The sequence below is a fragment of the Cyclobacterium sp. 10D3-21 genome (assembly GCF_055809755.1).
Window position 1 is genome coordinate 3,435,924 of record NZ_CM147924.1, and the last position, 26,039, is coordinate 3,461,962.

The 26,039-nt window shown below is 39.0% G+C and carries 29 protein-coding genes; 7 read left to right on the plus strand and 22 right to left on the minus strand.

Annotated elements, in window-relative coordinates:
* Positions 1-34: 34 nt before the first annotated feature.
* From AC0L7T_RS13660 to AC0L7T_RS13670, 3 genes are all read left to right on the plus strand, one after another.
* Positions 35-1,750, plus strand: a complete 1,716-nt coding sequence (locus AC0L7T_RS13660; RefSeq protein ID WP_473343217.1) for an L-lactate permease — start codon at positions 35-37, stop codon at positions 1,748-1,750.
* A gap of 94 nt (positions 1,751-1,844) precedes the next feature.
* The gene (locus tag AC0L7T_RS13665) at positions 1,845-2,459 is read left to right on the plus strand and encodes a SatD family protein (protein WP_473343218.1); all 615 of its coding nucleotides are present in this window, start codon (positions 1,845-1,847) and stop codon (positions 2,457-2,459) included.
* Positions 2,456-3,160: a DUF3307 domain-containing protein gene (locus AC0L7T_RS13670; protein WP_473343219.1), complete on the plus strand. Its 705-nt coding sequence runs from the start codon at positions 2,456-2,458 to the stop codon at positions 3,158-3,160. Before AC0L7T_RS13665 ends, AC0L7T_RS13670 begins: the two co-directional genes overlap by 4 nt.
* Positions 3,161-3,210: 50 nt before the next feature.
* On the opposite strand, the gene AC0L7T_RS13675 is transcribed toward AC0L7T_RS13670, so the two are convergent.
* Genes AC0L7T_RS13675 through AC0L7T_RS13685 form a run of 3 tightly spaced genes read right to left on the minus strand, consistent with a single transcriptional unit; the run spans position 3,211 to position 5,537 of the window.
* Positions 3,211-4,062 (minus strand): 5-oxoprolinase subunit C family protein, encoded by an 852-nt coding sequence (locus AC0L7T_RS13675; protein ID WP_473343220.1) that lies wholly within the window; start codon positions 4,060-4,062, stop codon positions 3,211-3,213.
* A complete protein-coding gene (locus AC0L7T_RS13680) occupies positions 4,055-4,774 on the minus strand; it encodes a 5-oxoprolinase subunit B family protein (RefSeq protein WP_473343221.1) in 720 nt (239 codons plus the stop codon). Before AC0L7T_RS13680 ends, AC0L7T_RS13675 begins: the two co-directional genes overlap by 8 nt.
* Positions 4,775-4,781: 7 nt before the next feature.
* A complete protein-coding gene (locus AC0L7T_RS13685; RefSeq protein WP_473343222.1) occupies positions 4,782-5,537 on the minus strand; it encodes a LamB/YcsF family protein in 756 nt (251 codons plus the stop codon).
* Between the two features lie 108 nt (positions 5,538-5,645).
* Between AC0L7T_RS13685 and AC0L7T_RS13690 the strand changes: the two genes are divergently transcribed.
* The gene (locus AC0L7T_RS13690) at positions 5,646-6,206 is read left to right on the plus strand and encodes a DUF4136 domain-containing protein (protein WP_473343223.1); all 561 of its coding nucleotides are present in this window, start codon (positions 5,646-5,648) and stop codon (positions 6,204-6,206) included.
* A 346-nt stretch (positions 6,207-6,552) separates the two neighbouring features.
* On the opposite strand, the gene AC0L7T_RS13695 is transcribed toward AC0L7T_RS13690, so the two are convergent.
* The gene (locus AC0L7T_RS13695) at positions 6,553-7,140 is read right to left on the minus strand and encodes a Maf family nucleotide pyrophosphatase (RefSeq protein ID WP_473343224.1); all 588 of its coding nucleotides are present in this window, start codon (positions 7,138-7,140) and stop codon (positions 6,553-6,555) included.
* A gap of 375 nt (positions 7,141-7,515) precedes the next feature.
* Between AC0L7T_RS13695 and AC0L7T_RS13700 the strand changes: the two genes are divergently transcribed.
* Complete coding sequence (locus AC0L7T_RS13700) at positions 7,516-8,766, plus strand: aminotransferase class I/II-fold pyridoxal phosphate-dependent enzyme (RefSeq protein ID WP_473343225.1); 1,251 nt, start codon at positions 7,516-7,518, stop codon at positions 8,764-8,766.
* A gap of 97 nt (positions 8,767-8,863) precedes the next feature.
* Positions 8,864-9,037: a histone H1 gene (locus AC0L7T_RS13705; protein WP_473343226.1), complete on the plus strand. Its 174-nt coding sequence runs from the start codon at positions 8,864-8,866 to the stop codon at positions 9,035-9,037.
* Between the two features lie 453 nt (positions 9,038-9,490).
* Here AC0L7T_RS13705 and dapA read toward each other — a convergent pair whose 3' ends face one another.
* The 10 genes from dapA to AC0L7T_RS13755 form a co-directional block, all read right to left on the minus strand.
* Positions 9,491-10,384, minus strand: a complete 894-nt coding sequence (gene dapA, locus AC0L7T_RS13710) for a 4-hydroxy-tetrahydrodipicolinate synthase (protein ID WP_473343227.1) — start codon at positions 10,382-10,384, stop codon at positions 9,491-9,493.
* Position 10,385: 1 nt separating this feature from the next.
* Positions 10,386-10,880 (minus strand): DUF6913 domain-containing protein, encoded by a 495-nt coding sequence (locus AC0L7T_RS13715; protein WP_473343228.1) that lies wholly within the window; start codon positions 10,878-10,880, stop codon positions 10,386-10,388.
* Positions 10,881-10,899: 19 nt separating this feature from the next.
* A complete protein-coding gene (gene ligA / locus AC0L7T_RS13720; RefSeq protein WP_473343229.1) occupies positions 10,900-13,365 on the minus strand; it encodes an NAD-dependent DNA ligase LigA in 2,466 nt (821 codons plus the stop codon).
* Between the two features lie 119 nt (positions 13,366-13,484).
* The gene (xseB, locus tag AC0L7T_RS13725; protein ID WP_473343230.1) at positions 13,485-13,685 is read right to left on the minus strand and encodes an exodeoxyribonuclease VII small subunit; all 201 of its coding nucleotides are present in this window, start codon (positions 13,683-13,685) and stop codon (positions 13,485-13,487) included.
* Positions 13,666-14,994, minus strand: a complete 1,329-nt coding sequence (gene xseA, locus AC0L7T_RS13730; protein WP_473343231.1) for an exodeoxyribonuclease VII large subunit — start codon at positions 14,992-14,994, stop codon at positions 13,666-13,668. The genes xseB and xseA overlap by 20 nt, the downstream gene beginning before the upstream one ends.
* Positions 14,995-15,290: 296 nt before the next feature.
* Entirely contained in the window at positions 15,291-15,746 is a 456-nt protein-coding gene (locus tag AC0L7T_RS13735) for a Spy/CpxP family protein refolding chaperone (RefSeq protein ID WP_473343232.1), read from the minus strand.
* Between the two features lies 1 nt (position 15,747).
* Positions 15,748-16,119 (minus strand): hypothetical protein, encoded by a 372-nt coding sequence (locus tag AC0L7T_RS13740; protein ID WP_473343233.1) that lies wholly within the window; start codon positions 16,117-16,119, stop codon positions 15,748-15,750.
* Positions 16,120-16,151: 32 nt separating this feature from the next.
* A complete protein-coding gene (locus AC0L7T_RS13745; protein ID WP_473343234.1) occupies positions 16,152-16,700 on the minus strand; it encodes an RNA polymerase sigma factor in 549 nt (182 codons plus the stop codon).
* Positions 16,701-16,763: 63 nt separating this feature from the next.
* Positions 16,764-17,696 (minus strand): methionyl-tRNA formyltransferase, encoded by a 933-nt coding sequence (fmt, locus tag AC0L7T_RS13750; protein WP_473343235.1) that lies wholly within the window; start codon positions 17,694-17,696, stop codon positions 16,764-16,766.
* A 4-nt stretch (positions 17,697-17,700) separates the two neighbouring features.
* A complete protein-coding gene (locus tag AC0L7T_RS13755) occupies positions 17,701-18,918 on the minus strand; it encodes an exo-beta-N-acetylmuramidase NamZ family protein (RefSeq protein ID WP_473343236.1) in 1,218 nt (405 codons plus the stop codon).
* Between the two features lie 38 nt (positions 18,919-18,956).
* Here AC0L7T_RS13755 and AC0L7T_RS13760 point away from each other — a divergent pair, with 38 nt between their 5' ends.
* Positions 18,957-20,177: an ABC transporter permease gene (locus AC0L7T_RS13760; protein ID WP_473343237.1), complete on the plus strand. Its 1,221-nt coding sequence runs from the start codon at positions 18,957-18,959 to the stop codon at positions 20,175-20,177.
* On the opposite strand, the gene AC0L7T_RS13765 is transcribed toward AC0L7T_RS13760, so the two are convergent.
* The 8 genes from AC0L7T_RS13765 to AC0L7T_RS13800 all read right to left on the minus strand — a co-directional run bounded on the left by AC0L7T_RS13765 (position 20,164) and on the right by AC0L7T_RS13800 (position 26,012).
* Positions 20,164-20,910 (minus strand): polyprenol monophosphomannose synthase, encoded by a 747-nt coding sequence (locus AC0L7T_RS13765; RefSeq protein ID WP_473343238.1) that lies wholly within the window; start codon positions 20,908-20,910, stop codon positions 20,164-20,166. The two genes, AC0L7T_RS13760 and AC0L7T_RS13765, sit on opposite strands and share 14 nt — an antisense overlap.
* A 111-nt stretch (positions 20,911-21,021) precedes the next feature.
* Entirely contained in the window at positions 21,022-21,825 is an 804-nt protein-coding gene (locus AC0L7T_RS13770; protein WP_473343239.1) for a tetratricopeptide repeat protein, read from the minus strand.
* Positions 21,826-22,038: 213 nt separating this feature from the next.
* Positions 22,039-22,416: a DoxX family membrane protein gene (locus AC0L7T_RS13775; RefSeq protein WP_473343240.1), complete on the minus strand. Its 378-nt coding sequence runs from the start codon at positions 22,414-22,416 to the stop codon at positions 22,039-22,041.
* 129 nt (positions 22,417-22,545) lie between these two features.
* On the minus strand, positions 22,546-24,054 hold the full coding sequence (locus tag AC0L7T_RS13780) for an IS1634 family transposase (RefSeq protein WP_473338654.1): 1,509 nt from the start codon (positions 24,052-24,054) through the stop codon (positions 22,546-22,548).
* A gap of 661 nt (positions 24,055-24,715) precedes the next feature.
* Positions 24,716-24,997 carry a VOC family protein gene (locus AC0L7T_RS13785; protein WP_473343241.1) on the minus strand — a complete coding sequence of 94 codons (282 nt, stop codon included), beginning with the start codon at positions 24,995-24,997 and terminating at the stop codon, positions 24,716-24,718.
* A 9-nt stretch (positions 24,998-25,006) separates the two neighbouring features.
* The gene (locus tag AC0L7T_RS13790) at positions 25,007-25,168 is read right to left on the minus strand and encodes a hypothetical protein (RefSeq protein WP_473343242.1); all 162 of its coding nucleotides are present in this window, start codon (positions 25,166-25,168) and stop codon (positions 25,007-25,009) included.
* A gap of 61 nt (positions 25,169-25,229) precedes the next feature.
* The gene (locus AC0L7T_RS13795; RefSeq protein WP_473343243.1) at positions 25,230-25,610 is read right to left on the minus strand and encodes a nuclear transport factor 2-like protein; all 381 of its coding nucleotides are present in this window, start codon (positions 25,608-25,610) and stop codon (positions 25,230-25,232) included.
* Positions 25,611-26,012 carry a VOC family protein gene (locus AC0L7T_RS13800; RefSeq protein ID WP_473343244.1) on the minus strand — a complete coding sequence of 134 codons (402 nt, stop codon included), beginning with the start codon at positions 26,010-26,012 and terminating at the stop codon, positions 25,611-25,613.
* Positions 26,013-26,039 lie beyond the last annotated feature (27 nt).

Here is a 26,039-nt window from a genome sequence, read left to right on the forward strand (position 1 = left end):
ATCGCTTTGCTTAATTTCACATTAGCCCTTAAAAATGTCACAAACCCTTTTGTTTTTTCTCGCTGCTTTTCCCATTCTGGTAGCATCAATTATGTTGGTTGGCTTTCGTATTGCTGCCAAAATCACAATGCCCGTGACTTTTCTGCTTACAGCAATTCTGGCTTTCGGGTTTTGGGACATGACTTTGGTGACCATTTTGGCCTCTTCCATTCAAAGTTTGTTTATCACTTTTGATATTCTGTACATTGTTTTTGGAGCCATTCTACTGCTTAATTTTCTGAAATTTTCAGGAGGAGTAGACCGTATTCGCGATGGTTTTTCTGGAATCAGTAAGGATCGGAGAATTCAGGTCATTATCATTGTCTGGCTTTTTGGGTCTTTCCTTGAGGGGGCAGCTGGATTTGGTACACCTGCTGCCATTGTTGCGCCATTATTGGTAGCGCTTGGTTTTCCTGCCTTGGCAGCCGTTGTTTTGGGTATGATGGTCCAAAGCACCGCGGTCACCTTTGGTGCCGTAGGAACGCCTATATTGGTGGGGATCAAAGGTGGTTTGGAAAACCCTGAATTGACCTCCAGATTGGATCAGCTGGGTATGAATATGGCTGTTGTTTTGAATATAGTTACTGGGGATGCAGCTATTATCCATGCCATTGTAGGGAGTTTTATGCCTTTTTTAATGGTGTTGATGCTTTGTAGGTTTTTCGGTAAAAACAGGTCCTGGAAGGAAGGATTTCAGGTTTTTCCTTTTGCTATTTTTGCCGGACTTTCTTTTACCATTCCTTACTTGATTACAGGACTTTTTTTAGGTCCGGAGTTTCCTTCCTTAATAGGCGCTTTGGTAGGCTTGGCCCTTGTAGTTTTTGCTGCTAAAAGGGGCTTTTTGGTTCCGGAATCTGTTTGGGAAATGGAGGAGGCGAGCAAATGGCCCGAAGACTGGTTAGGAACTACCCGTTTTAAAAGCACTAATGAATTGTCTGATGTTCCTTCTGCTAAACCCGGGATTTCATTGAAATTGGCTTGGTTGCCTTATTTTTTATTGGCCGTTTTGCTGGTGTTAAGCAGATTACCACAATTGCCTTTTAAAGCTTGGCTTACCAGCGTTTCATTTGGGCTTGATCAGATTTTGGGTACTACAATTTCAGCTTCCAGTACTCCTTTATATTTGCCTGGAACCCTCTTGCTTATCGTCTGTGGCCTTACTTATCTTTTACATGGGATGAATAAAAAGGAAGTAATGGCGGCTTTTAGTGAGAGCAGCCAGATGATATTTAAGGCTGGGGCTGTTCTTTTATTTGCTGTAGCAATGGTACGGGTATATATAAATTCTGGTGAAAATGCTTCAGGTTTGTTGTCCATGCCTATTTTGATGGCAGAGTGGACGGCAGCTAAAGTGGGAATGGTTTATCCTTTTTTCGCACCAGTTATCGGAGCCTTAGGTGCTTTTATTGCTGGTAGCAATACCATCAGTAATTTGATGTTTAGCTTGTTTCAATTTGGTGTGGCGGACAACCTTGGAATGTCACCTACCTGGATTTTAGCGCTGCAGGCGGTAGGTGCTGCAGCTGGTAATATGATTGCCATACACAATGTAGTAGCGGCTTCTGCTACCGTAGGTTTATTAGGAAAAGAAGGGAGTGTGCTTCGAAAGACTATTTTTCCTACTCTTTATTATTTGTTATTGACCGGTTTGATAGGCTTTATTCTTATCGGAATTGTGGGTGTAGTGGATCAATTCATGGTTAGTTTATGATCTTTTATCCATTATTATGATGATAAATTTGATTATCCATCAATAAATAGATAAATTGAATTATCATTTAAAATATAGATAAATTGAATTGTTAATGATAGGGATAATAACAGGAGACTTGATCAATTCAAGAAAGGTTCCAGCAGACCAATGGATGCAGGAATTGAAGAATGAGTTGAAAGAATGGGGAAAGGAAGGCAAAGATTGGGAAATATATAGAGGTGACAGCTTCCAATTGAGGATAAAAAATCCGAGACAGTTACTCTATGCTGCAATATTGCTCAAGGCAGCTATCAAATCCATTGATCCTTTGGACATTAGAATGGGCTTGGGTATTGGAGAGGAAAATTTCACCACTGACCGTTTGCTAGAAAACAATGGCAGTGCTTATGTCTACTCAGGTGAGGTGTTTGAAGAACTAGAAAAGATGCATCAGGGAATTATGCTCAGGACTGATTTTAAGGAGCTAGATCAGGAAATAAACCTGATGCTCAGACTGGCATTAACAATAATGGACAACTGGTCAGTAAACTCTTCAAAGATGGTCTATTTAGCATTCAAGTATCCCACAAAAAATCAAACGGAACTAGGGGATATGGAGCATATAAGTCAGAATTCAGTAAGTGCCAGACTTTCCAGAGCCAATTTTGAAGTAATTAAAACATTGGTGGATTACTTCCCGAATCGAGTAGCAAAATTCATGTCATGATTGTATTAATAAAACTAATTTTAGCCCATTTATTGGGGGATTTTCTATTGCAACCCAACCGTTGGGTGCAGGCAAAAGAAGCTAAAAAGCTAAGGGCTTACCAATTGTATTTACACCTAGTGATACATGGGGCTCTGACAATGTTAATCATTGCAGACCTAACTTTTTGGCCCTATGCGGTTGGCATCATGCTTGTTCATGGGCTAATCGATGTGACCAAGCTTTATGCGCAAAAGGCTCAAACCAAAAGGTATTGGTTTTTTATAGATCAATTGGGCCATATCATTACTTTGATTGTAATTGCAGGAATCCTTGATCCGACGCTTATAGACTTGGTTTACCCGATTTCGGAGAAACATTGGTTGGTGATCACCTTGTTGGTGTTTTTATCATTGCCTGCATCTATAATTATCAAAACCGTAATTTCTAAATGGACACCAGCTGCTGACGATGAAATTGGCTCATTGGAGAAAGCAGGCCAATACATTGGTATTCTTGAGCGCTGGTTTGTATTGGTCTTTATTATTGCTGGAAAATGGGAGGCCATTGGCTTTCTGGTGGCAGCCAAATCGGTATTCAGGTTTGGGGATTTAAAGGAATCCAAAGACAGAAAATTAACAGAGTACATTTTAATAGGAACCCTGGTCAGCTTTGGTTTGGCCATATTGTGTGGATGGATCTATGAGCAGTACTACCGCTAATTTTCCCAATACGATTTATTCCAAACCAAGTGACTATACACCTTGTCTTACTATTCTATAAGCTTGAATTTGAATTTAGAATGAGGTCTAAGTTGGGCAAGCCTCGAAATACCCCTTCCTGACAATTGCAAAATCCGTTGATATCCCCCTGTTACCTGGGCATCTTTCATTAAGATGATGATTTTTCCGGCATGGGTTAATTGGACCGTTCCAGGGTATACAGGGCTTGAAATAAGCTCAGGAAGTTCATGCTTTAATTTTTCCATAAGGTGGATGCCCATCCTATTTTGGATGGTAGAGAGCGTAAAAGGGGTGTTTGTCAATGCAAATTGTTGTTTCTTGCTCAGAGAGGTAAAGGAAGGCCCTCTATAGGCAGGAACAAAAATCATTTGAGGCAAATTCTTGGGTTTAATTTTGGCAAAGTCTGAGGGTATGGGAGATGGTGAACTGAAATAAATTAAAATATCACTGTTGGAGAATTTTGACAATGGTGTGATTTTCGGATAAAAACATTGGCTGCCCAGTACTTTTTCACTTATAAAAGTGCCATTAATGGCCATGTAGAGCCATTGACCCTCACTGAAGGGTGCGATTTTTAGTTTTGAATAGGCCGAAACATTGATGATTTCATTGGTTGCATATACTTTGGAATCAACTACTATTTCCGCATTGGCTCCGGTGCATACTATTTGGCAACTTTCGGTGAAATAAAGGTTGATATTCCCCATGTATATCTCCAAACAGGCGGCCCCAGGATCTTTCCGGGCAAGTAAATTAGCAAGATGGAAAGCTTCTTCATCCATTGGACCAGATAAAGGAATTCCCTTATCCACAAAGTTCAATCTGCCTTTGTCTTGGATTGTGGTGAATAACCCCGCTTTAATAAAAACTAGCTTACCCACAGTATGATTTTTTTTCCCAATCGTGAATACTACTTTCCTGGATCTCCATATAGCGTTGTAGAGAAATGGCTGCAAACTGAATTTTATCCCCAGGATTAAAAGGCAGGTTTAATTTGCCATTTTCAAAGATTGCTACGGGTGTTTTGCCCACCACATACCAACCTCCAGGACTGTCGACTGGATAAATACCTGTTTGGGAACCCCCAATAGCCACACTTCCTTGTGTGATTTTTCTGTCGGGTATTTTTTTTCTTGCGATATGCAATGGTTCTGGCAAGCCACCCAAATACATAAAGCCAGGTAAAAAACCATAGAAGTACAAAAGAAAGCTTTGAGCGGTATGGTAATCAACCAAGGTCTTCAAATCCATTTTTTTCTCTTCGAGGTATTTGCATTGTGTGGGCACGATCTCTGGATCATAGCATACCGGAATGGTCCAAACCCACCTTTGTGGCAAATTCTGATTTGGCAATGGTTGTTGGATCACCGCTTGCACCCAAGCAATAAATTCAGCAGTAGGTGCTCCCAATTTAAGCTGAATACTCAGCACCTGATAGCTGTGATAGATGGAGGAAATGTTTAAATGCCATTTATTTTCAATACTATTTTTAAGGGTAATTATTTCCAATAAAACATCCTCCGCAATGATTTCCGGCCAGTGTAGCTCAATGATTTTAGGTCCTAGGGAGAAGATTTGTACAGGATGTTTCATCTTTCGTTTATTGCCTAATTTGAATTATAGGAGCAAGTAATTGCGCTATTTCGAGTGCTTTCGGGTGATCTCCGTGAATGCAGAGCGTATCCACTTTGATGGCAAATTCTTTCTCGTCAATTGTCCATATACTGCCAGAATTAACCATTGACAAGACTTGCCTTTTTATAGCATCTAGATTGGTTAATAATGCGTTGGGATGTTTTCGACCAACCAATTCGGACCCGCTTAAATATGCCCGGTCTGCAAAACCTTCGTATTTTAATGGAATATTATGGCGGACGGCTTCCTCAGCCATGCAGGAACCAAATGGTGCATAGAGCAGGACACCTTTATAGTGAGCTGCTATAAGCTGGGCAAGTTGTTTTGCTAGTTTTTGAGAAGTAAGGCTAGAGAGGTACAAAGCTCCATGAAATTTTATATGATGCAAAGGCAAATTTTCAGTTGAAGCCAATTCTTTGATTAGCGAAATTTGCTGAATTAAACTTTCCTGAAGCAAAGGAAAGGCAATGTCCATCGGGATTCTCCCGAAGTTTTGACGATCAGGATAGGAGGGGTGGGCACCTATTTTGACTTCATGATTTTTTGCAAGTTTTATCGTTTCTATAATACTACGGGCATCACCTGTATGTCCGCCGGAAGCAATGTTACAACTACCCAAATAGGGCATAATGGCATTGTCGTTAGGCATTCCTTCTCCCAAATCACAATTTAGTTCCACGTTCACAGTCATAGGTACAAGAATACGATGTATTTGTAACAAAATGCGCTATTTTGGGTCAGAATCCTTTGGGCCGTATTACAATTTATACTTTGCCGCAACATTTTCCGTTTTCTTTTCGTCTTGAAGGTAGAAATTAAGGTAAAAAATATGAAATATATAATCAGCTTATTGGTACTATCTCTTGGTATTTTCTTTTCTGCTTGTAGCCCCGTTCGGGTCTTTTTGGAAAAAAATGAAGTAGCAAGTATTGATGCCTACAAAACATTTTATGTCATCAATCAATATTACGACAAAGATGCTTTTGAGTCTCCTGTTTTGGAAGAAAATCTAAAGCATAGGCTTTCTGAAGGTATGAGAGAGATGGGTTTTGAGCAGAATGAAACCAATCCTGACCTTATTGTAAGGTACAACACAAACCTAACAGATCGGCAGAAAGAGGTCAATAGTAGGCCAATGATGAGCCCCTATTATGGATATGGTATGTACAGTCCTTATATGATGCCCTATGGTGCAGGAAGAAGTACTTACAGTGTAGAGAAATATGATATGGGGGAATTGGTAGTGGATTTTATTGACACCAAGAAAGATAAGGTAGTGATGAGAATTAGTGCTGTTGGAGAGATTACCAAACCCAAGCAAAAAACGAAAAACCTTTTTACCTCTGTGGAGAAAATTCTAAAGTCCTTTTCTAAAAATGTGGTTTCCTAAGTGAGGACTTAATGCCATTAAAATTTAATTTAAGTAACGAACAAGGTTCAGCATCATTGCTAAAAAAAGGCCAAAGAACCACCTAGATGGTATTTTGGCCTTTTTTAAATTATACAGATTAAGACATTATTGTTGAATTATCCAGACTTCATTTTGCTTCAATTGGTTCTCAACAAAAAATGTCTCGGAAGTTTTGTCAATGGAATAACCAAATAGCCAAAGGGAGAAAAAAACCTCGATTTTAGCCTAATTATTGTTTCACTTCTGATTTCTAAATCTGATTGCGACCTTCATTAAATAGGTATTGTTTTTTTAGTATGCTATAAAATTAACCCTTATTTACCAATTATAGCACCAGGTTATAGTTGGCTTTTAACGTCTGATAGACCATGTTTACTGGCAATCCCATTACATTATAATAAGACCCTTTAATGTGGTCAATGCCTACCAATCCTATCCACTCTTGAATACCATAGGCCCCGGCCTTATCAAATGGTTGGAATTGGCGGATATAATAGGAGATTTCAGCGTTGGATAATTTTAAAAAACGCACCTCAGTTTGATCGCTAAAAGTCAGTTTCTGATTTAAATCTGCTATACAAACACCTGTAGTTACCAGGTGTGTTTTTCCGTTGATTAAATCCAGCATTTCTATCGCTTCTTTTTCATCCTTGGGTTTGTTGAGAATGGTATTTCCAGCGATAACTATGGTGTCAGCCGTTATCAATACCTCGTCTTTTTTCAAATGTGGTAAAAAGGTATTTGCTTTTTTTTCTGCAAGATAGCAGGCTACTTCTCCTGGATCCAAAGCTTCAGGATAACTTTCATCTGTTTGCATTGTTTTCACCTCAAATTCCAATCCCAAGTCCTTTAGTAATTGTTGCCTTCTTGGTGAATTGGAGGATAGGATGATATTTTTATCGCTGATTAACATAATTGAGTTCGTTTTTTCACTTGTTTTATAAGTCTAATGCAATGGTCAAAAGGCAAGAAGCTATGATTTACTGATTTGATTGATCCCATTGCGCAATAAATTGTCTATGGCTATTTATGGGTTTAAAACCAGTTTAAATATTTGTCATTCTTTCTTTTTTCCTGCCCCTGCACTATACAGACCTATTGTTTATCGCTAAAGATAGCTTTCGCTAGAGGGGAAAATGAAGAATCTTGATTATATAAATAAGAAATTTTGAAAACGGAAATTACCAAAAGTCGACGTAATTTTGTTGAATCAACTTAAAAACCTTATTTTTGGGCGTTAATTACCCTATTTAATTAGTAATTTGTTAAACATCAAAGTAAATACACATTGGATATATTTGAAAAACTGAACACCAACCTCGGTCCTTTGGGCAAGCATTCCGAGTTATCAGAAGGATATTTCATGTTTCCAAAATTGGAGGGTGAAATAGCTCCTAGAATGAAATTTAGAGGTAAGGAAGTTCTGAATTGGAGTCTGAACAACTATTTGGGTTTGGCCAATCAGCCTGAAGTAAGGAAAGCAGATTCAGATGCTGCTACAAAATGGGGAGCCGCATACCCAATGGGTGCCAGAATGATGTCTGGGAATACGGATCTTCATGAACAGCTTGAGAGTGAGCTGGCTGAATTTGTAGGCAAAGAAAAAGCATACCTACTTAATTATGGTTATCAGGGAATCATGAGTGTTATAGATTCATTGATCGATCGTAAAGACGTAATTGTCTATGACGGTGAGTGCCATGCTTGTATAATAGATGCCTTGCGCATGCATATGGGAAAAAGATTTGTTTTCCCACACAATGATATGGAAAGTTGTGAGAAGCAACTTGTTAGAGCAGAGAGATTAAGCAAAGAAACCGGCGGTGGTATTTTGGTTATAACTGAGGGAGTATTTGGTATGACTGGGGACATGGGCAATTTGAAAGAAATTGTCAAACTTAAGGAAAAGTTTCAGTTTAGACTTTTGGTGGACGACGCACATGGCTTTGGTACCATGGGGAAAACAGGTGCTGGAAGTGGTGAGGAGCAAGAAGTTCAGGATCAAATAGATTTATATTTTTCCACTTTTGCGAAGTCAATGGCAAGTATTGGCGCGTTTATTGCAGGAGATGAAAAAGTAGTTCATTACCTTAAATACAACATGCGTTCTCAGATATTTGCCAAAGCGCTTCCTTTAATCATGGTTGAAGGTGCTTTGAAACGTTTAGACTTGTTGAAGAACAGGCCTGAATTTAAAGCGAATCTTTGGAAGATTGTTCATGCACTACAAAATGGATTGAAAGAAAAGGGGTTCAGTATTGGTGCTACCAATTCTCCTGTAACGCCTGTTGTTTTGAATGGGACGGTTGGCGAAGCAGCAACATTGAGCAAGGATTTAAGAGAAAACTATAATATCTTTTGTTCGGTTGTCATTTACCCTGTTGTTCCAAAGGGAATGATTATATTGCGTTTAATCCCTACTGCAGTTCATAGTATTGACGATGTAGTGGAAACAATCGCAGCTTTTGAAGCGATTAAAGAAAAATTGAGCAGTGGTTACTATAAAACCACAGAATTAGCAGCCTCTTTTGGTGAATAAAATCAGAAAATACTGCTTATACTGTAAATTTATAAAGTATTTTACTATATTGAATAAAAAAACAATTTCATCATTAACCTAAATAAACTTTTATATTATGAACAGATTTAATGAAATCAAAGACCTTATAATGTCCCTAGAAGCTGATTTTGACAAATTCTATGATAAGAAAAATCAAGCAGCAGGAACAAGAGTAAGAAAAGGCATGCAAGATTTGAAAAATGTATCTCAGGAGATTAGAAAAGAAGTTCAAGAGATCAAGAATAATTGAGTTAAAAATTTAATAAAAAAGGGGGACTTATTAATTTAAGTCCCCCTTTTTTATTTTCAGTGTTTTCTTGATTTGAAAAAGCACAACTAAGTAACCATCACAACAAGGTATTTTTGAAGCATAGGTAAAAAAAACTACAAAACTGCCAAATACATATTGTTCATATTTCCGTAATTCATGATTACTTAATTTGGACGGAGCTGAGCATTTTCACCTCGTTTGCTCTGTGAATTCTATGTGGCTTTATTATAGGAAATGCCATTTTAGGTATAAAAAAAGGGTTTACCTTTTCCTTGAAAGAAAAGTAAACCCTTTAGGTGCTTGATGGAAGAATAAAAGTGGACTTCTGACCCTTTTCAGGATTGTCGTGACCAAAACAAATCGGTTACAATTGCCTGTTTTAAAGTGGTTTCAATTCCTATTCACTTAATATTCCCTATTTTAGGATTAATATTACTCTAAATGTGGAGAGTAAAATTGATTTGTATTGATCTTTCCTGCTGCCGAAACTATCTTGTTTTTTAGTTCCTTTGAGGCTTTTAAAAGTGGAAGCCTAACATTACTTTCACAAATTCCTAAATGCTCCATTAAGCATTTTACACCTACAGGATTGCTTTCTTCATACAACAGTGGGTTGATATCTAGTAAACTAAACGTCCCTTTTTTGGAATATTCCCCATTTCCGTGAATGATAGCACCCATTATCTCAGGGTAGGCGTTGGCAACCACTGAAATCACGCCTTCTGCCCCAATACTTCTCATAGGAGTAGTGTTCATGTCATCACCTGATATTAAAAGAAAGTCATCAGGTTTTCCATTGGCAATTCGCATACATTGCTCCAGGTTACCACTAGCTTCTTTAATTCCGACAATGTTTTTATGTTTGGCCAATTCTAGTGTAGTGTTAGCACTTAAATTAGACATGGTTCTTCCCGGTACATTGTATAGGATAACCGGTACCGGACATTTGTCTGCCAAAGCCTCATAATGTGCGATTATACCCGATTGGCTGGGTTTATTATAATAAGGACTAACAGATAGGACACCAGCAATTTCCGAAAAATCAATGCCATCCAAAGCAGACAATATCCCTGCTGTATTGTTGCCTCCAAGACCGTAGACAATGGGAACTCTTGAGCGGTTAATCTTTTTGGTAAAGGACAATACTTCTATTTTTTCTTCTTCAGAAAGTGTGGCTGACTCACCTGTAGTTCCTTGCACTACCAGATAATCCACATTGCCCAGAATTACATGCTCAATAACACTTTCTAAAGCAGGGTAATCAATTGTTCCATCTGCTTTAAAAGGAGTTACTAACGCTACTCCGGTACCTGTAAACTTTTTCATTTTAATTAATCTGCTTTAAATATTTTATCAACAGTGCTGTCCCTGATTGAATATCATTTTCTTCATTATTTAACATCAAGTCCAAGTAGGGCTCTGTTTCTTCATTATAAAAGCCCATGCTATAAGACGCCGACTGTAACTGTAGTAAAAATAAGGTAAAGTAATTCAGCCTTTCTGGAGTAAAAATAATCAAATCTGGTGTAAGGGAAAGCAATTGAATTAGTTTTTCTCTTGGTTTACCAAATAAAGTAAAATCTTTATAAGAAAAAGCCTGTTCATCTACTGATTTCTCGTCATAATAATTCCCCTTTACCATGATGTCATTACCTAAATCGGAATGGATGACTTCAGTGATCGCATCAATTTCTTTCTTATTGCTGGCTATTATTGATATGGTCTTTATGTTTGTTGTTTTTAATAGGATGGATTTTTGGGTCAGCTTCTTCTTTGGATTTTCCAAAGTACTTTTTACGTAATATTCCCTTATCCACTTCATCTGTTCTTATTTTATATCTTTATTTTTTTGCACACATTTCCAAAAAAGATTCCTCTGATATCAATGGAATATTTAGTTTTTCTGCTTTTTCCTTTTTGCTTGGGCCCATTTCTTCTCCTTCGATGATGAAATCTAGATTTTTAGAAACAGACTTTGAATAGGTACCGCCATGAGCGGTTACAAAATCCATTATTTCATCTCTTTTAAAATGATTTAACCGACCGGAGGCAAGTATTTTTTTTCCTTCCAAAATAGTACTTTCCAGTCTGGTTTCTTCTTCTGAAAGTTGAAATTGTAGCCCTTTTTCTTTTAGTTTATCGATGATTCTCCTGTTTTTCTCTTTGGAGAAAAACAATTCAATACTTTGCACCAATGTTTCACCAACCCCATTGATTTCAAGCAATTCTTCAGCACTGGCCTTTTCCAGGTTCTCGATGTTTTGAAAGTGTTTGGCCAACAATATAGCCGTATTTTCGCCAATATTCCTGATGCCCAAGCCAAATAATACCTTTGGAAAGGGTTGAAGTATCGATTGGGCGATGCCTTCCAGCATGTTTTTTATTACGCCTTCCTGAAAAGTATTTCCTTTTAACTTATTGATTTGATCTGAAGCAACACTGATCAGGCCAAGGGTGTCACTGATTAAAATTTCATGTACACTGTTCTTGTTTTTAGTAATTTCTTTTAATTCTTCCAAGCTTCCTTTAGCGCCGCCCAAAATATACAATATATAGGTAACTGGTACAAAATCTTCTACTAAATCAAATTGGTCACTGTCTAGAAGGGAATCCAGCTTTTCTAATGCATCAATATTAGGTCTGCTTTTTCTACCTGTATTCTTTAGAAAATTTATAAACTCTGCCACTTTTTGATGCAGACTGTAGTCCTCATGTGAAGCAATAAATTCATCGATTTCCTTGAGCGTTACCTGTTGTGTCAACGAATACAGAGCCTTCTTTAGGCTAACGTATAAATACCCTTCTGCATTTTTGGAATACTGTTCATCCGATATTTCCAGTCCCAATAATTCCTCTTTGATGTCGGGTAAATAATAAAGGTCTGCAAAGTCTTTTACATATCCTTGTTGGATCAAGGCCCTGAGTCTTTCAGTACCCAAAGAGTCGATATCCATGGCCCTTTTAGATACAAAGTGCTCAATTCTCCCTAAAACCTGGGGTGGACACGCTTCATCATTGGGACAAAAATGTTTTGCTTCCCCTTCGTTTCTTTCCAACAGCGTACCGCATTCTGGACAATGCGTTATATAGGCAATTGGCTTACTACCGGCTATTCTTCTGTCCAGCACCACACCAGTAATCTTCGGAATAATTTCTCCTCCTTTTTCAACATTTACGGTGTCTCCTTCATGAAGATCTAGTCGCTCAATTTCATTGGCATTGTGCAAGGAAGCCCTTTTCACTGTTGTTCCAGCCAAGGAAACTGGAGATAAATTGGCTACTGGGGTTATTGCCCCAGTTCTCCCAACTTGGTACTGTATAGACAGAAGCGTGGCTTCAGCACTTTCTGCTTGGTACTTAAATGCAATGGCCCATTTGGGGATTTTAGCAGTGTACCCCAATTCCTCTTGCTGGCGATAATCATTTACTTTTATTACTACACCATCAGTTTCTACATCTAAATGATGTCTCTTTTCACGCCAATACTCTATATATTCCAATACCTCTTCCAGATTTTGGCAGTTTTTATAGGAAGAACAAACGTTAAATCCCCACTTTTCAAGAAGTTGAATGGATTCGCCATGTTGCTTAATATCAATGTCATCAGCGATCAACTGGTACAGGTAGCAATCCAGTCTTCGCTTAGCGACTACTGAAGAATCTTGCATTTTAAGGGTTCCAGATGCTGTATTTCGGGGGTTGGCCAATAAGCTTTCTCCATTTTCAAGTCTTTCAGCATTGATTTTTTCAAAACCTTGCTTGGAAAGAAAAATTTCTCCCCTGGCTTCAAAATAGTTAGGAAGGTCGGCTTGACCTTTAATGACCAATGGGACGGTCCGTATTGTTTTTACATTCTCAGTGACATCATCCCCTTTGTATCCATCTCCTCGCGTAACAGCCCTGGTCAATACGCCATTTTCATAGACCATACTGATGGCAACTCCATCAAATTTTAATTCACAAAAATAATTGTAATTCCTATGTTCAAGACCTTTGGCGACTCTTTCATCAAAAGCGATTAATTCTTCTTTGGAGTAGGTGTTGCCTAGAGAAAGCATTCGAACAGAATGGGTTACTGTCTCAAAGTTTTTGGTGATTGTTCCACCGACGCGTTGAGTAGGGCTGTCAGCCTTTTTTAAATCAGGGTATTCAGTCTCCAGTTGTATGAGTCTGTTCAATAACTGATCAAAATCAAAATCACTGATTTCAGAATTGTCTTCCTGATAATAAAGTTGATTGTAATGATTGATCTGTTTGGTCAACTCATCAATTTGCTTTTCTGCTGCTTGTTTACTTCCTTTTTCCATTTAAAAAATGATCACAATTTCTCCCTTCAAATGTACTGTTTTTGATTATAAAATAGTGCCATTGGCCTTAAATAAAACCTTGTTTTTATGCACTACAATTACTTTTACAAAGTAAACCATTACTCTTCCTCAAATGCTTTTTTAATTTCATCTGAAGTCATCTTTAATTTTTGTTTGCACACTTTTACCAAATCACTGGCTTCTTTAACCATTTTGGTCAAGTCATCCATTCCTTGTTCATCTTCCTCAAGCTGCTTTACCAGGTGGTCCAATCTTGAAATGGCTTCATCGTAGCTTAAGTTATCCTTTTTGCTTTTCATTTGTCTCTAGTTTGTTGATAACAGAAGTTATTTTATTCCTTTTATTGTAAGTAACCAACTCATCGCCGATTTTAAGCTTTTGCTTATTGATAGGAATTCCGTCCTTTTCTGTTTTTGTATAGCCCCTCTGGAGCAGGGTTTGAGGATTTAACCGGTCAATTGTTTTTTCATACTGCCCCAACCTTTCTTCTGACTGCTTAAGTTTTCGGTCTATGATTTTTCTAAGGTTTTGGCCAAGGTGTTCACACTTGATGTTTTCCTTTTCTGTCCGGTAAAGTGAAATTCGCCTTGCCTGCTGCGCATAGCGCTCCAGTGACAAGTTGCTTTCGTTTAATTTCTGTCGAAAAAGATTGGTTATCAGGTGGGTTTTATCCGTTAATCCGGCTTCCTCTGACTTTAACCTTGCCTGTGTGCGCCTTTCGATTGCTACCAGGTTGCGGTGCAGGCTGTCTTCAAACTCCCTGAAACCGGACAAGATGAAACTGGCAACAGCAGTAGGTGTTTTTAACTGCGTATGGGCGACAAGGTCTGCAATGGATTCGTCTCTTTCGTGTCCTATTCCTGTCACTACAGGAAGACTGGCATTGGCTATGGTCTTGGCCAGTTCATAATCATCAAAGCAATCCAAATCTGTTTGAGCACCACCTCCGCGGACAATGACCAAAAGATCAAATTTCTTTTCTACCAATAAATCTTCAATTTGTTGGATCGCTTGAATTATTTGAGGTACAGCATCTTTTCCTTGCATGGCGGCCTGAAAAAGTTGGTAATGGATTTTGTACCGCTGCGGATTCTGATCCAATTGATTGATGAAATCCCCATAGCCTGCAGCGGTTACTGAACTTATGATGGCTATTTTTTGACTTACTACGGGCAATACATATTGCCTGTTTAGGTCTATTAATCCTTCATTTGTTAGCCGACTGATAATTTCCTGGCGTTTTCTAGCCCTTTCACCTAAGGTGAAATTTGGATCGATGTCCTTAATTACCAGACTTATTCCATACAGCTCATGAAATTGAACACTCACCAGCGCCATGATATTCATGCCTCCCTTAAGGGCTGTTCCAGTTGTACTTTCAAATTTTCTTGAAATAGATTGATAGGTGTAGGACCAGATATTCCCCCGGATTTTAGCTAAAATATTTCCCTCAGATTTTTCGATCAAGTCCAGGTAAGCATGTCCTCTTACTCCGGCCCTTAGCTCACCAATTTCTGCAATGACCCAATAGGTAGGGGCGAGGTGACTATCTAAAGTACTTTTGATCAGCTCGTTTAGTGAAAGAAGGGATATTGCTTGCTGCTGCATTCTACAAATTAACAAAAAATATGCTTAAAAGGGGGACAATTTTTTTTAGAAGGAAAGCATTTTTTACTTCCATTGGGACAGAATGATCAATAATTTGGTAGTGAAAAGGTGTCATTTAACCAATAAAGGGCTGAGGGAATATGAAAGGCAAGTTTTTATTCATTCTTTAGACAAACCATAAAGCTATTTTTAAAAAAAATAAAGGCATTAGAGATTACAATTAACCTCTAATGCCTTATCCAATTTTTAGTTCCTACTCTTGTGACAATAACTACTTGTAATACCGTTATTTGGTATTATTTATTACTTCCCTCTGACCTGGGTTCTCTTTGTTTTCTTTGCATTCTATAGATATGACGCGTAAAATCTCTGTTGATTTCATTTAATTTTAAGGCTTGCAGAGGACTAAGGGTATCTGCTATTTTTCTTAGAAAGACCTTCTCAGCGTTCATAAGGTTTTCTTGAATACTAAACCTCTTTTCCATCAATTCCTTAGCTTGGGCATTTGAGATTTCATCATCAGCTATTTTAGAAATGCCGCGCATCTCTCGCATCATCGTGTTTCGTTTGTCCTGGAATTCATTGTACAGCGGCCAGAATTTCTCGGCTTGCTCTGGGCTAAGGGACAAGCGGTTGGTAATGAAGGCCACTCTTGCTGCTTCCAGTTTTTCTTTGTCTACCTCATTGCTTTTCTGAGCATACCCAGAAAGAGATAGTATCATTAGTAAGAAAACAATTGCTAAGTTTTTCATGTTAATAAAATATTTCATTCTCCAATAAACCTTCAGTCACCCATGTCTGATTACTCCATTCTTCCTCTGTGATATCATCTAAGATTTCGTTTGGGTTTTCAGCCAATAACAATACATCTTCTACATTCCATACGCCTGATTCAATGTAATACTCTACTTCTTCATTTAACTGTACCTGATAACTCAATGAAGAGGTCACCGTTTCGCTGCCATTAAACAAAAAGAATCCAATTACCACTACTGCAGCTGCTGCCATACCACTGAGGTAGTAATGCAAAGCTTTTGGTTTTCGCTTTTCTAGAATTTGATCCGGAAGATTCTCAAAGTAATTTTCCGGAGTTTTGAATATATTCTTTTTTGAGAATTTTTCCATACGGGTGTTTGACTGTTTTTTTGGCAATAGGTTTAATCGTTGCTCAGATAATCTTCAATCTTTTTGACAGCATGGTGATATCCCGCCTTTAGACTCCCTACACTTGTTTCAGTGATTTTACTCATTTCCTCGTAAGGTAATTCATCAAAATACCTAAGGTTAAAGATCAAACGTTGCTTGGTAGGTAGTTTTAAAATGGCTTTTTGAAGTTTTTTTTCTATTTCATTGCCATCTACCAAGGGCGATTGATCCACATAATTTTCCATCTTTTCGTGATAATCTTCGATCGGAATAGAAAACTTTCTTTTTTTCTTTTCAATAAAATTCAAACTTTCATTGACGGCAATTCGGTAAATCCACGTAAAAAGCGAAGATTTCTGATTGAACTTATCAATGTTCTTGAAAGCTTTTATAAAGGTGTTTTGGACAACGTCATTCGCATCCTCATGAATGATTACCATTTTCCTAACGATACCGTAAACATTCCTCTGGTAAGTTTCTACCAATATCCTAAAACCCTTGTCACGGGTTTTTGAGAAATTGATCATTTCCAGAAGTTCAGCATCGGTTTTTGGTTCCATTCATGTCTTTGACTATAATTTAACCAATTGGTTTAATTATAGCCTTCTTTTTTGTTAAATTATTTATTCTGTAAGCGAATTCCCTCTCAGAAAGTCCCCAATGTCCATTTTTTTCTTGCCTTCCATTTGAAGATTCAAGATTGACAATATGCCTTCTCCTGTCTGAAAATGAACATAGGTTTTGTTGTCCGTTTTAATAGCCCCTGGTTCTGTAGTAGTATTGCTTGTTGCAATTACTTCAGATTTGAAGATTTTACAGGTCTTACCATTGATCTGACACCATGCACCTGGGTAGGGTGAAAGACCTCGGATAAGATTATGAATAGCAACTGCAGGTTGACTCCAGTTGATTTCACCTGTTTCCTTGAATATTTTTGGCGCATGATTCAGGGCTTTGCTTTCATCCTGTACCTTGGGTTGGATGTAATCCTTCGCAATAGCATCCAAAGTCTTCACTACCAAGTTTGATCCTTTCTCCATTAATTTGTCGTACAGATCCCCCAAATTGTCTTCTGGTAGAATGGGCACTTCCTCCTGAAATAAAATACTCCCAGTATCGATTTCATGCTTTAAAAAGAAGGTAGTAACCCCTGTTTTGGTTTCCCCATTGATAATGGCCCAGTTGATAGGAGCAGCACCTCGGTAATCTGGTAATAGTGATGCGTGAAGGTTAAAAGTACCCATAGGAGGCATGGACCAAACCACTTCAGGTAACATCCTGAAAGCGACGACCACCTGAAGGTCTGCCTGATAGGACTTAAGGGTTTCTATAAAGTCGGGATGTTTCAGGTTGGCAGGTTGAAGTACAGGTATACCATGCTGGACGGCACAATCCTTCACTGGAGAGCTTTTTGGCTTTCTTCCTCTGCCTTGCAATTTGTCTTGGGCCGTGATCACGGCAATTATATTCCAGCCATTTTCGATTAAGGCTTCCAAAGGTGCCACCGCAAATTCTGGTGTACCCATAAATATTATTTTTATGTCTTTTTTTTCCATTGCTTTATTCATAGATCAGGTATTGCTTTCTGTTTGCCTTGTAGGTGTCTAGCCCTTGCTGCCAGGTAGACCTGATGCTTGCCTCCGATTCTCCTGCAATGATTAATTTTCTTAATTGATCAGAGCCAGCAAGCTTGTCAAAAAACGAATTGAAAAAGGCAGCTCCTTTGTTGGCTATTTGGTAGGTTTCTAATAGGTAAGACAGCGTGAATTGGTGGGAGAGGGGTTCTTCCCTTAAATCCTTACCATAACAAAGTTTATCCTGCTGGGGTGGAAACTTGGACATTCCCTCGATGCTTACTGGAGTAAATGTGAAATCTCCAAATTTAGCATCAGGATAGCCGTACACTTGAAAAGGAAATTGCGTACCTCTTCCCAGACTTATGTCCGTACCCTCGAAAAAACAAAGTGAGGGGTACAAGCGAATAGCAACATCATTTGGTAAATTGGGAGAAGGTTTTACAGGTAAGGAATAGTGATTTTCATGTTTCCAGTTCGCTACAGGAACCACTTCTAAGGGAGCCTTTACGGCATCCTTTAGCCAGCCCTCTCCATTGATCATTTGAGCCAATTCACCAACAGTAAGGCCATGCACAATGGGAATAGGATGCATTCCAACAAAACTTTCATACCCTTTTTGTAAGATTGGACCATCTATATAGTCTCCATTGGGGTTGGGCCTGTCAAATACCATAAGGGTTTTGTTTTGTTCTGCACAGGCCTCCATTAAATAGTGCAAGGTACTGATAAAGGTATAAAAGCGAATCCCAACATCCTGAATGTCAAAAATCACGATGTCCACATCAGCAAGGGCTTCGGTGGAAGGTTTTTTTGACTTTCCATAAAGAGAAACCAATGGAAGACCGGTTTTAGGGTCTACGGTATTGTCCACTTTTTCTCCAGCATCGGCATCTCCTCTAAAGCCATGTTCAGGAACAAAAACTTTTTTGACCTCAATGCCTTGTGCTAATAAGAAGTCTACCAGGTGTAAATTGTCTTTAGAGGTCAGTATGCTGGTTTGGTTAACCGCCAAAGCAACTCTTTTTCCAATCAGTTTAGGTAAATAAACGCCTGGTCGGTCAGCACCAGGGAGAATCATTTTTGGCACTTCTTTAGGGGTTGATTTATCTAAGGAACTGCTGTCATTGTCCGGCTTACTCTTACAAAATGTCATGTTGCCAAACAAAAAAGCCAGGATAAGTATTAATTTAAGGTGCTTCATGTTAATTTGCGTTTCGGTTAACAAAATAAACGACTTCATTGAACCTTTCCTACTTCATTGCAAAAAGAATCAGTTTTAAAAAGACGGGAGGTTTCACCGGAACCATCCATCGGATTGCTGTAGCCAGTATTGCGCTGGGACTATCTATTATGATCATTTCCTTTTTAATTTTGGGAGGTTTTCAATCGGTGATTTCCAACAAGGTATTTTCCTTCACGGGACATTACCAGGTCAATCGCTTTGTGATGAGTCAATCCGTTGAGGATTCACCCACAAGCACCAACAGTGACTTTTACCAAAATTACAGGGACAGGGACTATATCCGACATGTTCAGGTTTTTGCTAACAAGCCAGGCCTTATCAAAGGTGAAGAGGAGGTAGAAGGCGTTATGATGAAAGGAGTGGGGCGTGATTTTGACAGCCTGGCCTTTAAGCCATCGATGGTCAAAGGGCGGTTTATTCAATTTGGAGAAACGGGCAGCTCATCCAATGAAATTGTGGTCAGCACCAAAATTGCCAGAAAAATGCTTCTGGACGTGGGCAGTAAGGTCACCATGTATTTTGTACAAGATCCTCCTCGGTTCAGGAGGTTGGAAGTGGTGGGCTTGTATGAAACCTTTCTGGAAGATTTTGATGATAAATTCATTCTGGGTGACATAAGGGTTATCCAGGTGCTGAATAACTGGGACGAGGACAAGGTGGGAGGCTATGAAGTCTTTTTAAAAGATCCTGAAAAAATTGATCTTTATGAAGATGAGTTGTATGAAAGTATCGATTACGAACTGAAACTAACCAAGGTAACCGATAAATTTATTCAGATTTTTGACTGGTTGGAATTGCTGAATAACAATGTCTACGTTTTTTTAGCCTTGATCCTATTCGTTGCTTCCTTTAATATGGTGTCCATTCTCTTTATCTTGATTATGGAGCGTACCTCTATGATAGGCTTATTGAAAGCATTGGGCAGTACCAATCAACAGATCCGAAATATTTTTATCTGGAATGGAATCCGCATTATCGGAAGAGGAATGTTGTTGGGTAATTTGATTGGTTTGGGCTTTGGCCTGATCCAACAAACCACGCATCTTCTAAAACTTGATGCGGAAAATTACTACATGAGTTATGTACCTATCGTTTGGGATTGGCCGATCATTCTAGGATTAAATGTCTTGATATTGGTGATTACTACGGTGGTATTGTTTATTCCGGCCGTAATTATCAGTAATGTAAACCCCATCAAATCTATTAAATTTGATTAACCCGTTTAGGTTTTATAAAGATGCTCTTTACCTTCATGTAAATCACTCCTAGGATCGCCTCTCTAAAAATGTGCTTCGACATCTTTGAAGTTCCTCGCGTACGGTCGGTAAAAATGATAGGTACCTCCAGAATATCAAAGCCCATTTTCCATGCAGTAAATTTCATTTCTATCTGAAAAGCATAGCCGATAAATTTCACCTTGTCCAATGAAATTGCTTCGAGTACCTTCCTATTGTAGCAGACAAAACCTGCTGTAGTGTCTTTGATGGGTATTCCGGTAATGAACTGCACATACTTGCTGGCAAAAAAGGACATTAATACCCTGCCCATGGGCCAGTTGACTACATTTACTCCGGATACATACCTGGAGCCAATCACCAGGTCATGATTGCCATTTACGGCAGCAGTATATAAAACGCTTAAGTCTTGTGGATTGTGAGAGAAATCTGCATCCATCTCAAAAATGTACTCATATCCCTCTTTTAAGGCATAAGCAAAGCCTTCGAGGTAGGCAGTGCCTAATCCCAATTTCCCTTTCCTTACCATAAGGGAAAGGCGCTCTGGATAGGTTTCCTGCATTTGCTTTACCAAATTGGAAGTCCCATCCGGTGAATTGTCATCTATCACCAGTAAATCAAAGTCTTCCGGCAAGGCCATAACTTCAACGATGAGATCCTGGATATTCTCCATCTCATTAAATGTGGGGATGATGACGAGTTTACTGCTTTTCATATTTAAGAATACAAAAGTATAATTTAATACGGAATATACTTCTGAGAACTGAAAAATTTGAAAAACAGTAAGGGTTAAAGAATGTGAAAAATAATTGTAGCGTAAGGTATACTATCGGCTATTGAGACAACTCAATTGATGCTGTTCTTTGGCATAAGCATTTCCATTTAGGGCAGCTGTTTCCAAATCAAAGCAGGATTGCTTTGGGTTTTTGGCCATTAAGCAAACGGCCCTTCTTGCCAATGCGCCATAATGTTTGGGCTCAAGGTCCAATACCTTGTCAAAATCTTCAACGGCCCAGGGATAGTATCCTAATTTCATAAAAGCAAAAGCCCGGTTATAGAGGGCACTGACATTGTTTGGTTCAAGGTTGATGTAATTATTAAAGGAGACGACCGCTCCCAGACCATCTCCTGTAGAGCCCATGGCTATTCCCTTATAATAATGGGGACTGGGTTCTTCAGGTTTAAGATCAATAGCCAGATTTACAAATTCAATGGCACTTTTATAATTTTCATTTTTAATCATTGCCCTTGATAGAAACAATAAAATGTCATAATCTTCAGGCTCAATCATGGCTGCAAAAAGCAAGTTTTTTTCTGCTTCCTTATAATCTTCCTGCTCCCAGGCGATTTTTGCAATACCTGCATAGGCATAAGCATATTTGGGATTTAGGACAATGATTTTTTTGTAATCTGCCAATGCATCTGCATATTTTCCTAACTCCTCATAAGACCTGGCCCGAAGGTGTAAAGCCTTTAAGTCTGTAATGCTGACAAAAAGCACTTTGTTAAACTCTTCTACTGCTTCATCATAAGCGCCACTGTTGTAAAGCTGTTCGCCGGTTTTGAAATCCCCTAAACAACCTGTCAGTAAAAAGCAGGAAATAACTATACTTAAACCCTTATACCACATCTTTTTATATCGATTAAATGATTAGTTTAATATAAGGGATTAATTTTATTCTGACAAATATTAGCCCTGAATTTTTTATTTTAAAGATTTAACCTGAGGCATGAGCTCGTTATTTTTTGCGCAAAGAATAGGCTTTAAAATCGGCAGGTGTCGGAAAAACGGTTAATCGGGACTTGAATACTTAGGAAAATAAAGGTTTTTAGTTTTACATTTTCATTTAATTGATATCAACCCTTTATAGTGAGTTCTGTTTTGATAGGCTAGGAATAAATTCGCAGTTAACACAAAAATGGCGACAGGTAACCCTTCAGGTGCCAGGAAAATATGTACACCTACAATATTCACTACTATTGGAAAAATTAAAACTGATGCCAATGGAACAAAGCGTCCTGAGATAAAAGCGATTCCACATACCAATTCAATGGTTTTTACGATTGGCATTAAATAGAATGAAGCATTCAGTCCTTCATTGAATGTTTTCATGTCTCCTGTCAACTCAGGTTGAGGAACCAAATTTAAAAAGTACGTTACCGAGGCAAGGAGGAACAAAGCGCCTAGAAGAACACGAACAATTATTGTTGCAATTTTCATTTGTTAGACATTTAAGGTTTATTTAATATCATCTAGATAGAACGTAATAATCAAAGCCATGAGATTCAACCTTTAACCCAACTTGGCTATTGAGTAAATTAACATTTTGATTATTAGTGTTTTACAAAATCAGTGGTACACTACATATTTTTTCACTGCCTTTTGTGTATCCGTACAGCCAGTGGCCTTGTAGATCTGTTGGACTTCCCTGATTGGCTTTGAGGGTTTTCTTATGTGGATATCCTTTTTATCGGTTGGCAGTTCTATGGTCTGGATGGTCTGTGTGGCCATGATGCGCAGGATATTCTTCCAGTCATGACGGATGCCTTTTTTCCGGAGCATGTACCGGATGGTATTTACCAGTTGATAGGCCAATATGGTCAGGTAGATGTGTGCTTCGATCCTTTCGTCATTTTGATGGAAAACTGGTCTGATGCTCAGGTCAGACTTCAGGCATCTGAAGGTAGATTCCACCTCTCTTATGGTGTTGTAAATATCCCAAAGCTCTTTTTCCCCAGGATCCTTATAACTGGTACGGATAAAATATACCCCCTTTTCCTTCTCATCTCGTACCGAGTCGGCCCTGCGTTCCCATTTTATGTCGGTGGCTGTCCCTTTGGACTGCTCTACGTTGACCTGATATCTGCCGGATGCCCGATTGTGTTTTTGCTTTGCCCTGCCGATCCGCTCCCATACTTTTTCAACCTTTTTGGTGCCTCCCTTTTTGTTGAGGGCCGCTCTGATGCCTTGCAGCTCTTCTTCAAAACGCCCTGCCAGTTTTCCGGCCATTGATTCTTCCTTCTTCCTTTTGGCAGCACTCTGCACGTACATCCAGGTGTCTGAATAGCCTTTAGGGTGGAAAATGGCCAGCTTCACTTTGTTCTTGTCCCTGTCGGTAAACTGGCTGACGGTTGTTGCCGCCGAATAATTCCGAAGCCTTTTGCGTGATACGCAGACATAGTCATAGCCCTTTTCCCTAATCAGGGCCAAGTTGTCCTCCGTGGCAATCCCGGCATCCATCACGATGGTCTTTTTATGGGCCTTGCCACTGTGTCTTTCCAGGTCTTCCACCATATCGGAGAGTGTGTTGGTATCAGGCTTGTTGCCTTCGTAGATACGGGAGTGCCGGATAAATCCCTGGGCATTGATAACCCCGGTAAAGACCACCAACGGACAGTCGCTCCTCTTTTCCTTGCTTCTTCCATGGAAGGCTAACTTACTGCCCTTTTTGCCTGTCTCAAAATAAGTATTGCTGATATCGAAGATGACCAGCTTGTCCTCAATGTCAAACATATCGGTGATATGGTCATATAAGAAACTGTCAATCTTCTCTTTGTGGGCGTAAAGTTGATCGGAAACTGCATAAAGCTGTTTATGGGTGATCGAAGAGCGGTATCCGAAACATCCTGCCAGTTCGCTGTTCATCTCCAGCAGCTGTGCGGTTTTGTACTCGGAACTGGAAAAAACAGCCCGTGAGGCGATGGCTATCAGTGCCTTATCAGCCTGCTTACCCTCAAAACCCAGGTTGAGCAGGCATTCCCTTAGCTTAAGCTTGTCCAATACCTGCCTGCACAAATGTTCGCCGCCAAAGCTCTTCACATCGGCCACTTGAAGTCCTTTGATATCGACATGGTGCATCTCGGCCCTCTCGGGTGCCGGGGGGATGGAGACCTGGTCCGGTTCTGGCTCGCCGTATTTGATAAGGTACTTTTCGTAAAGAGACAAAGCCAGTGTGTGCAAATATTCGGGGGCATCATGGGGAAAGATGTCGGGTTGCATGAAAATCTTCGATTTAAGCATGCTCAGGACAATTTTCCGGTTATCCTTGTCTGCCAGAAGGGGGTCTGAGCCCAGGTACAGTATGACGTTCTGTTTGACTTTTCCTTCAATCCTGGAGGTTTGAACCAGATTGTACTGGAAAAAAGTTTTGCTGTCTTTGCTTCGCTGTTTTTTGACTTCCCTGATGAACATGACACAAATATAGGAAATGTAAAATAAACAAACAACAACCGTACATCACTACAAATGAAAAAAGCCAAAATAATCGGCCTTTAAACGCAATAAAGGCACTTACACCTCTGAAAATTCATGAAAATATGATGCGTAGAGCCAAGTTGGGTTAAAAAAGTGAAACTCAAATCTTGACTCAATTTAGTTTTCTTAGATTAGAAAAAATTCTATTAGAATTCCATCTAACGCTTTATCGGATAAAAACTACTTTACATGTCACTGTTGTATTTATTCCTCCAGGGCTGATATAAATATTAGCTGAGAATAAAAGCTTAAATAGCTGGAAGACCTATGCATCGTGTCCTACCTTTTCACCGCAATTGAACATCCAATGAACGCCAAACTTATCCGTACAACTACCGTAATAGTCACCCCAAAACATTTCCTGAAGTTCTTGGGTTATTTGGCCACCTTCAGAAAGGGAATCAAATAACTTTTTCGTTTCCTTACGCGTATCTGGCTGGAGGTTAATATAAGAATTGTTTCCAAAATTAATTTGGAAGCCCATTGATTCAGGGGCATCAGTGCCCATTAAGCTATGTACGCCCAGGATTTTCAACTCAATGTGCATAATAAGCTTTTAGTCGGCCTCAGGTAAAGTGGGCATATTTTCCTGAGGTGGAATATCGCCAAATCTCATGGGGCCATTCCCAAAGAATTCACCACCAAAAACAGATTTGTAAAAGTTAAATGCTTCCTCTGTATTTCGAGGGAAATTGAGGTAAGTGCTAACTGAAGCCATAATATATAAATTTTATGTGTTAAGATGAATATTAGTAAATGTTAAATTTATGATGTACTGCTTAGCCATTGATTTTTATTATGTATGAATGCATTGCCTTAATAATGGTGCTTGGAGCAGCGGTAAAATGGTAAACATCGCAAAAGACATATGTTTTACCTCCCATTTTAATCTCCCCGTTGACTGAGGCTTCCCTTCCATGGGTTATAATGGCATGTAAGTTTAATTCGTCAGCGGCGCAGTTTTTCATGGCCTTAATTTCAAGAGAAAATCGACTTTTTCCCTGTATGGATTTGTGCCCATAAATTTCCCAGACAATGTCCTCAGAAACATGCTCAATGATATAATCTGCTTTGCCTGTAACAAATGCAATATTAAAGTCTTTTAGAAAGGCTTTTTTAGGGGAGTTACTACAATCGGTAGGTATTGTTATTTTTGTCATTTATGCTTCTTTCATTTTATCAAGGTCCATGTACAATATATTCCAACGATGCCCGTCCAAATCTGTAAATGCACAGCCATACATCCAATCTTGAATTTCAGCTGGTGGAGAGAACACTTTACCACCAGCTTTTTGCACCTTTAAAGCTATAATATCTACATACTCAGGGTCGGGAGCGCCAACTGATAGTAGCATTTCACTCCCTTTTGTAGTGTCTGAAACCCTTTGCAAAGCATATTTTTCAAACTGAGCAAGGGTTACCATCATTACCGGTACATCACCAATTTTGAAGCCTACCATTTCAGGGGCATCTCTTATAACTTCAAAACCCAGGCCAGTGAAAAAGGCTTTGGTTTTTCCCAGGTCTTTAACAGGCAGATTGAGCCATAATTCTTGTTTCATAGTGGGGCCTATTTTTGGTACATTCAA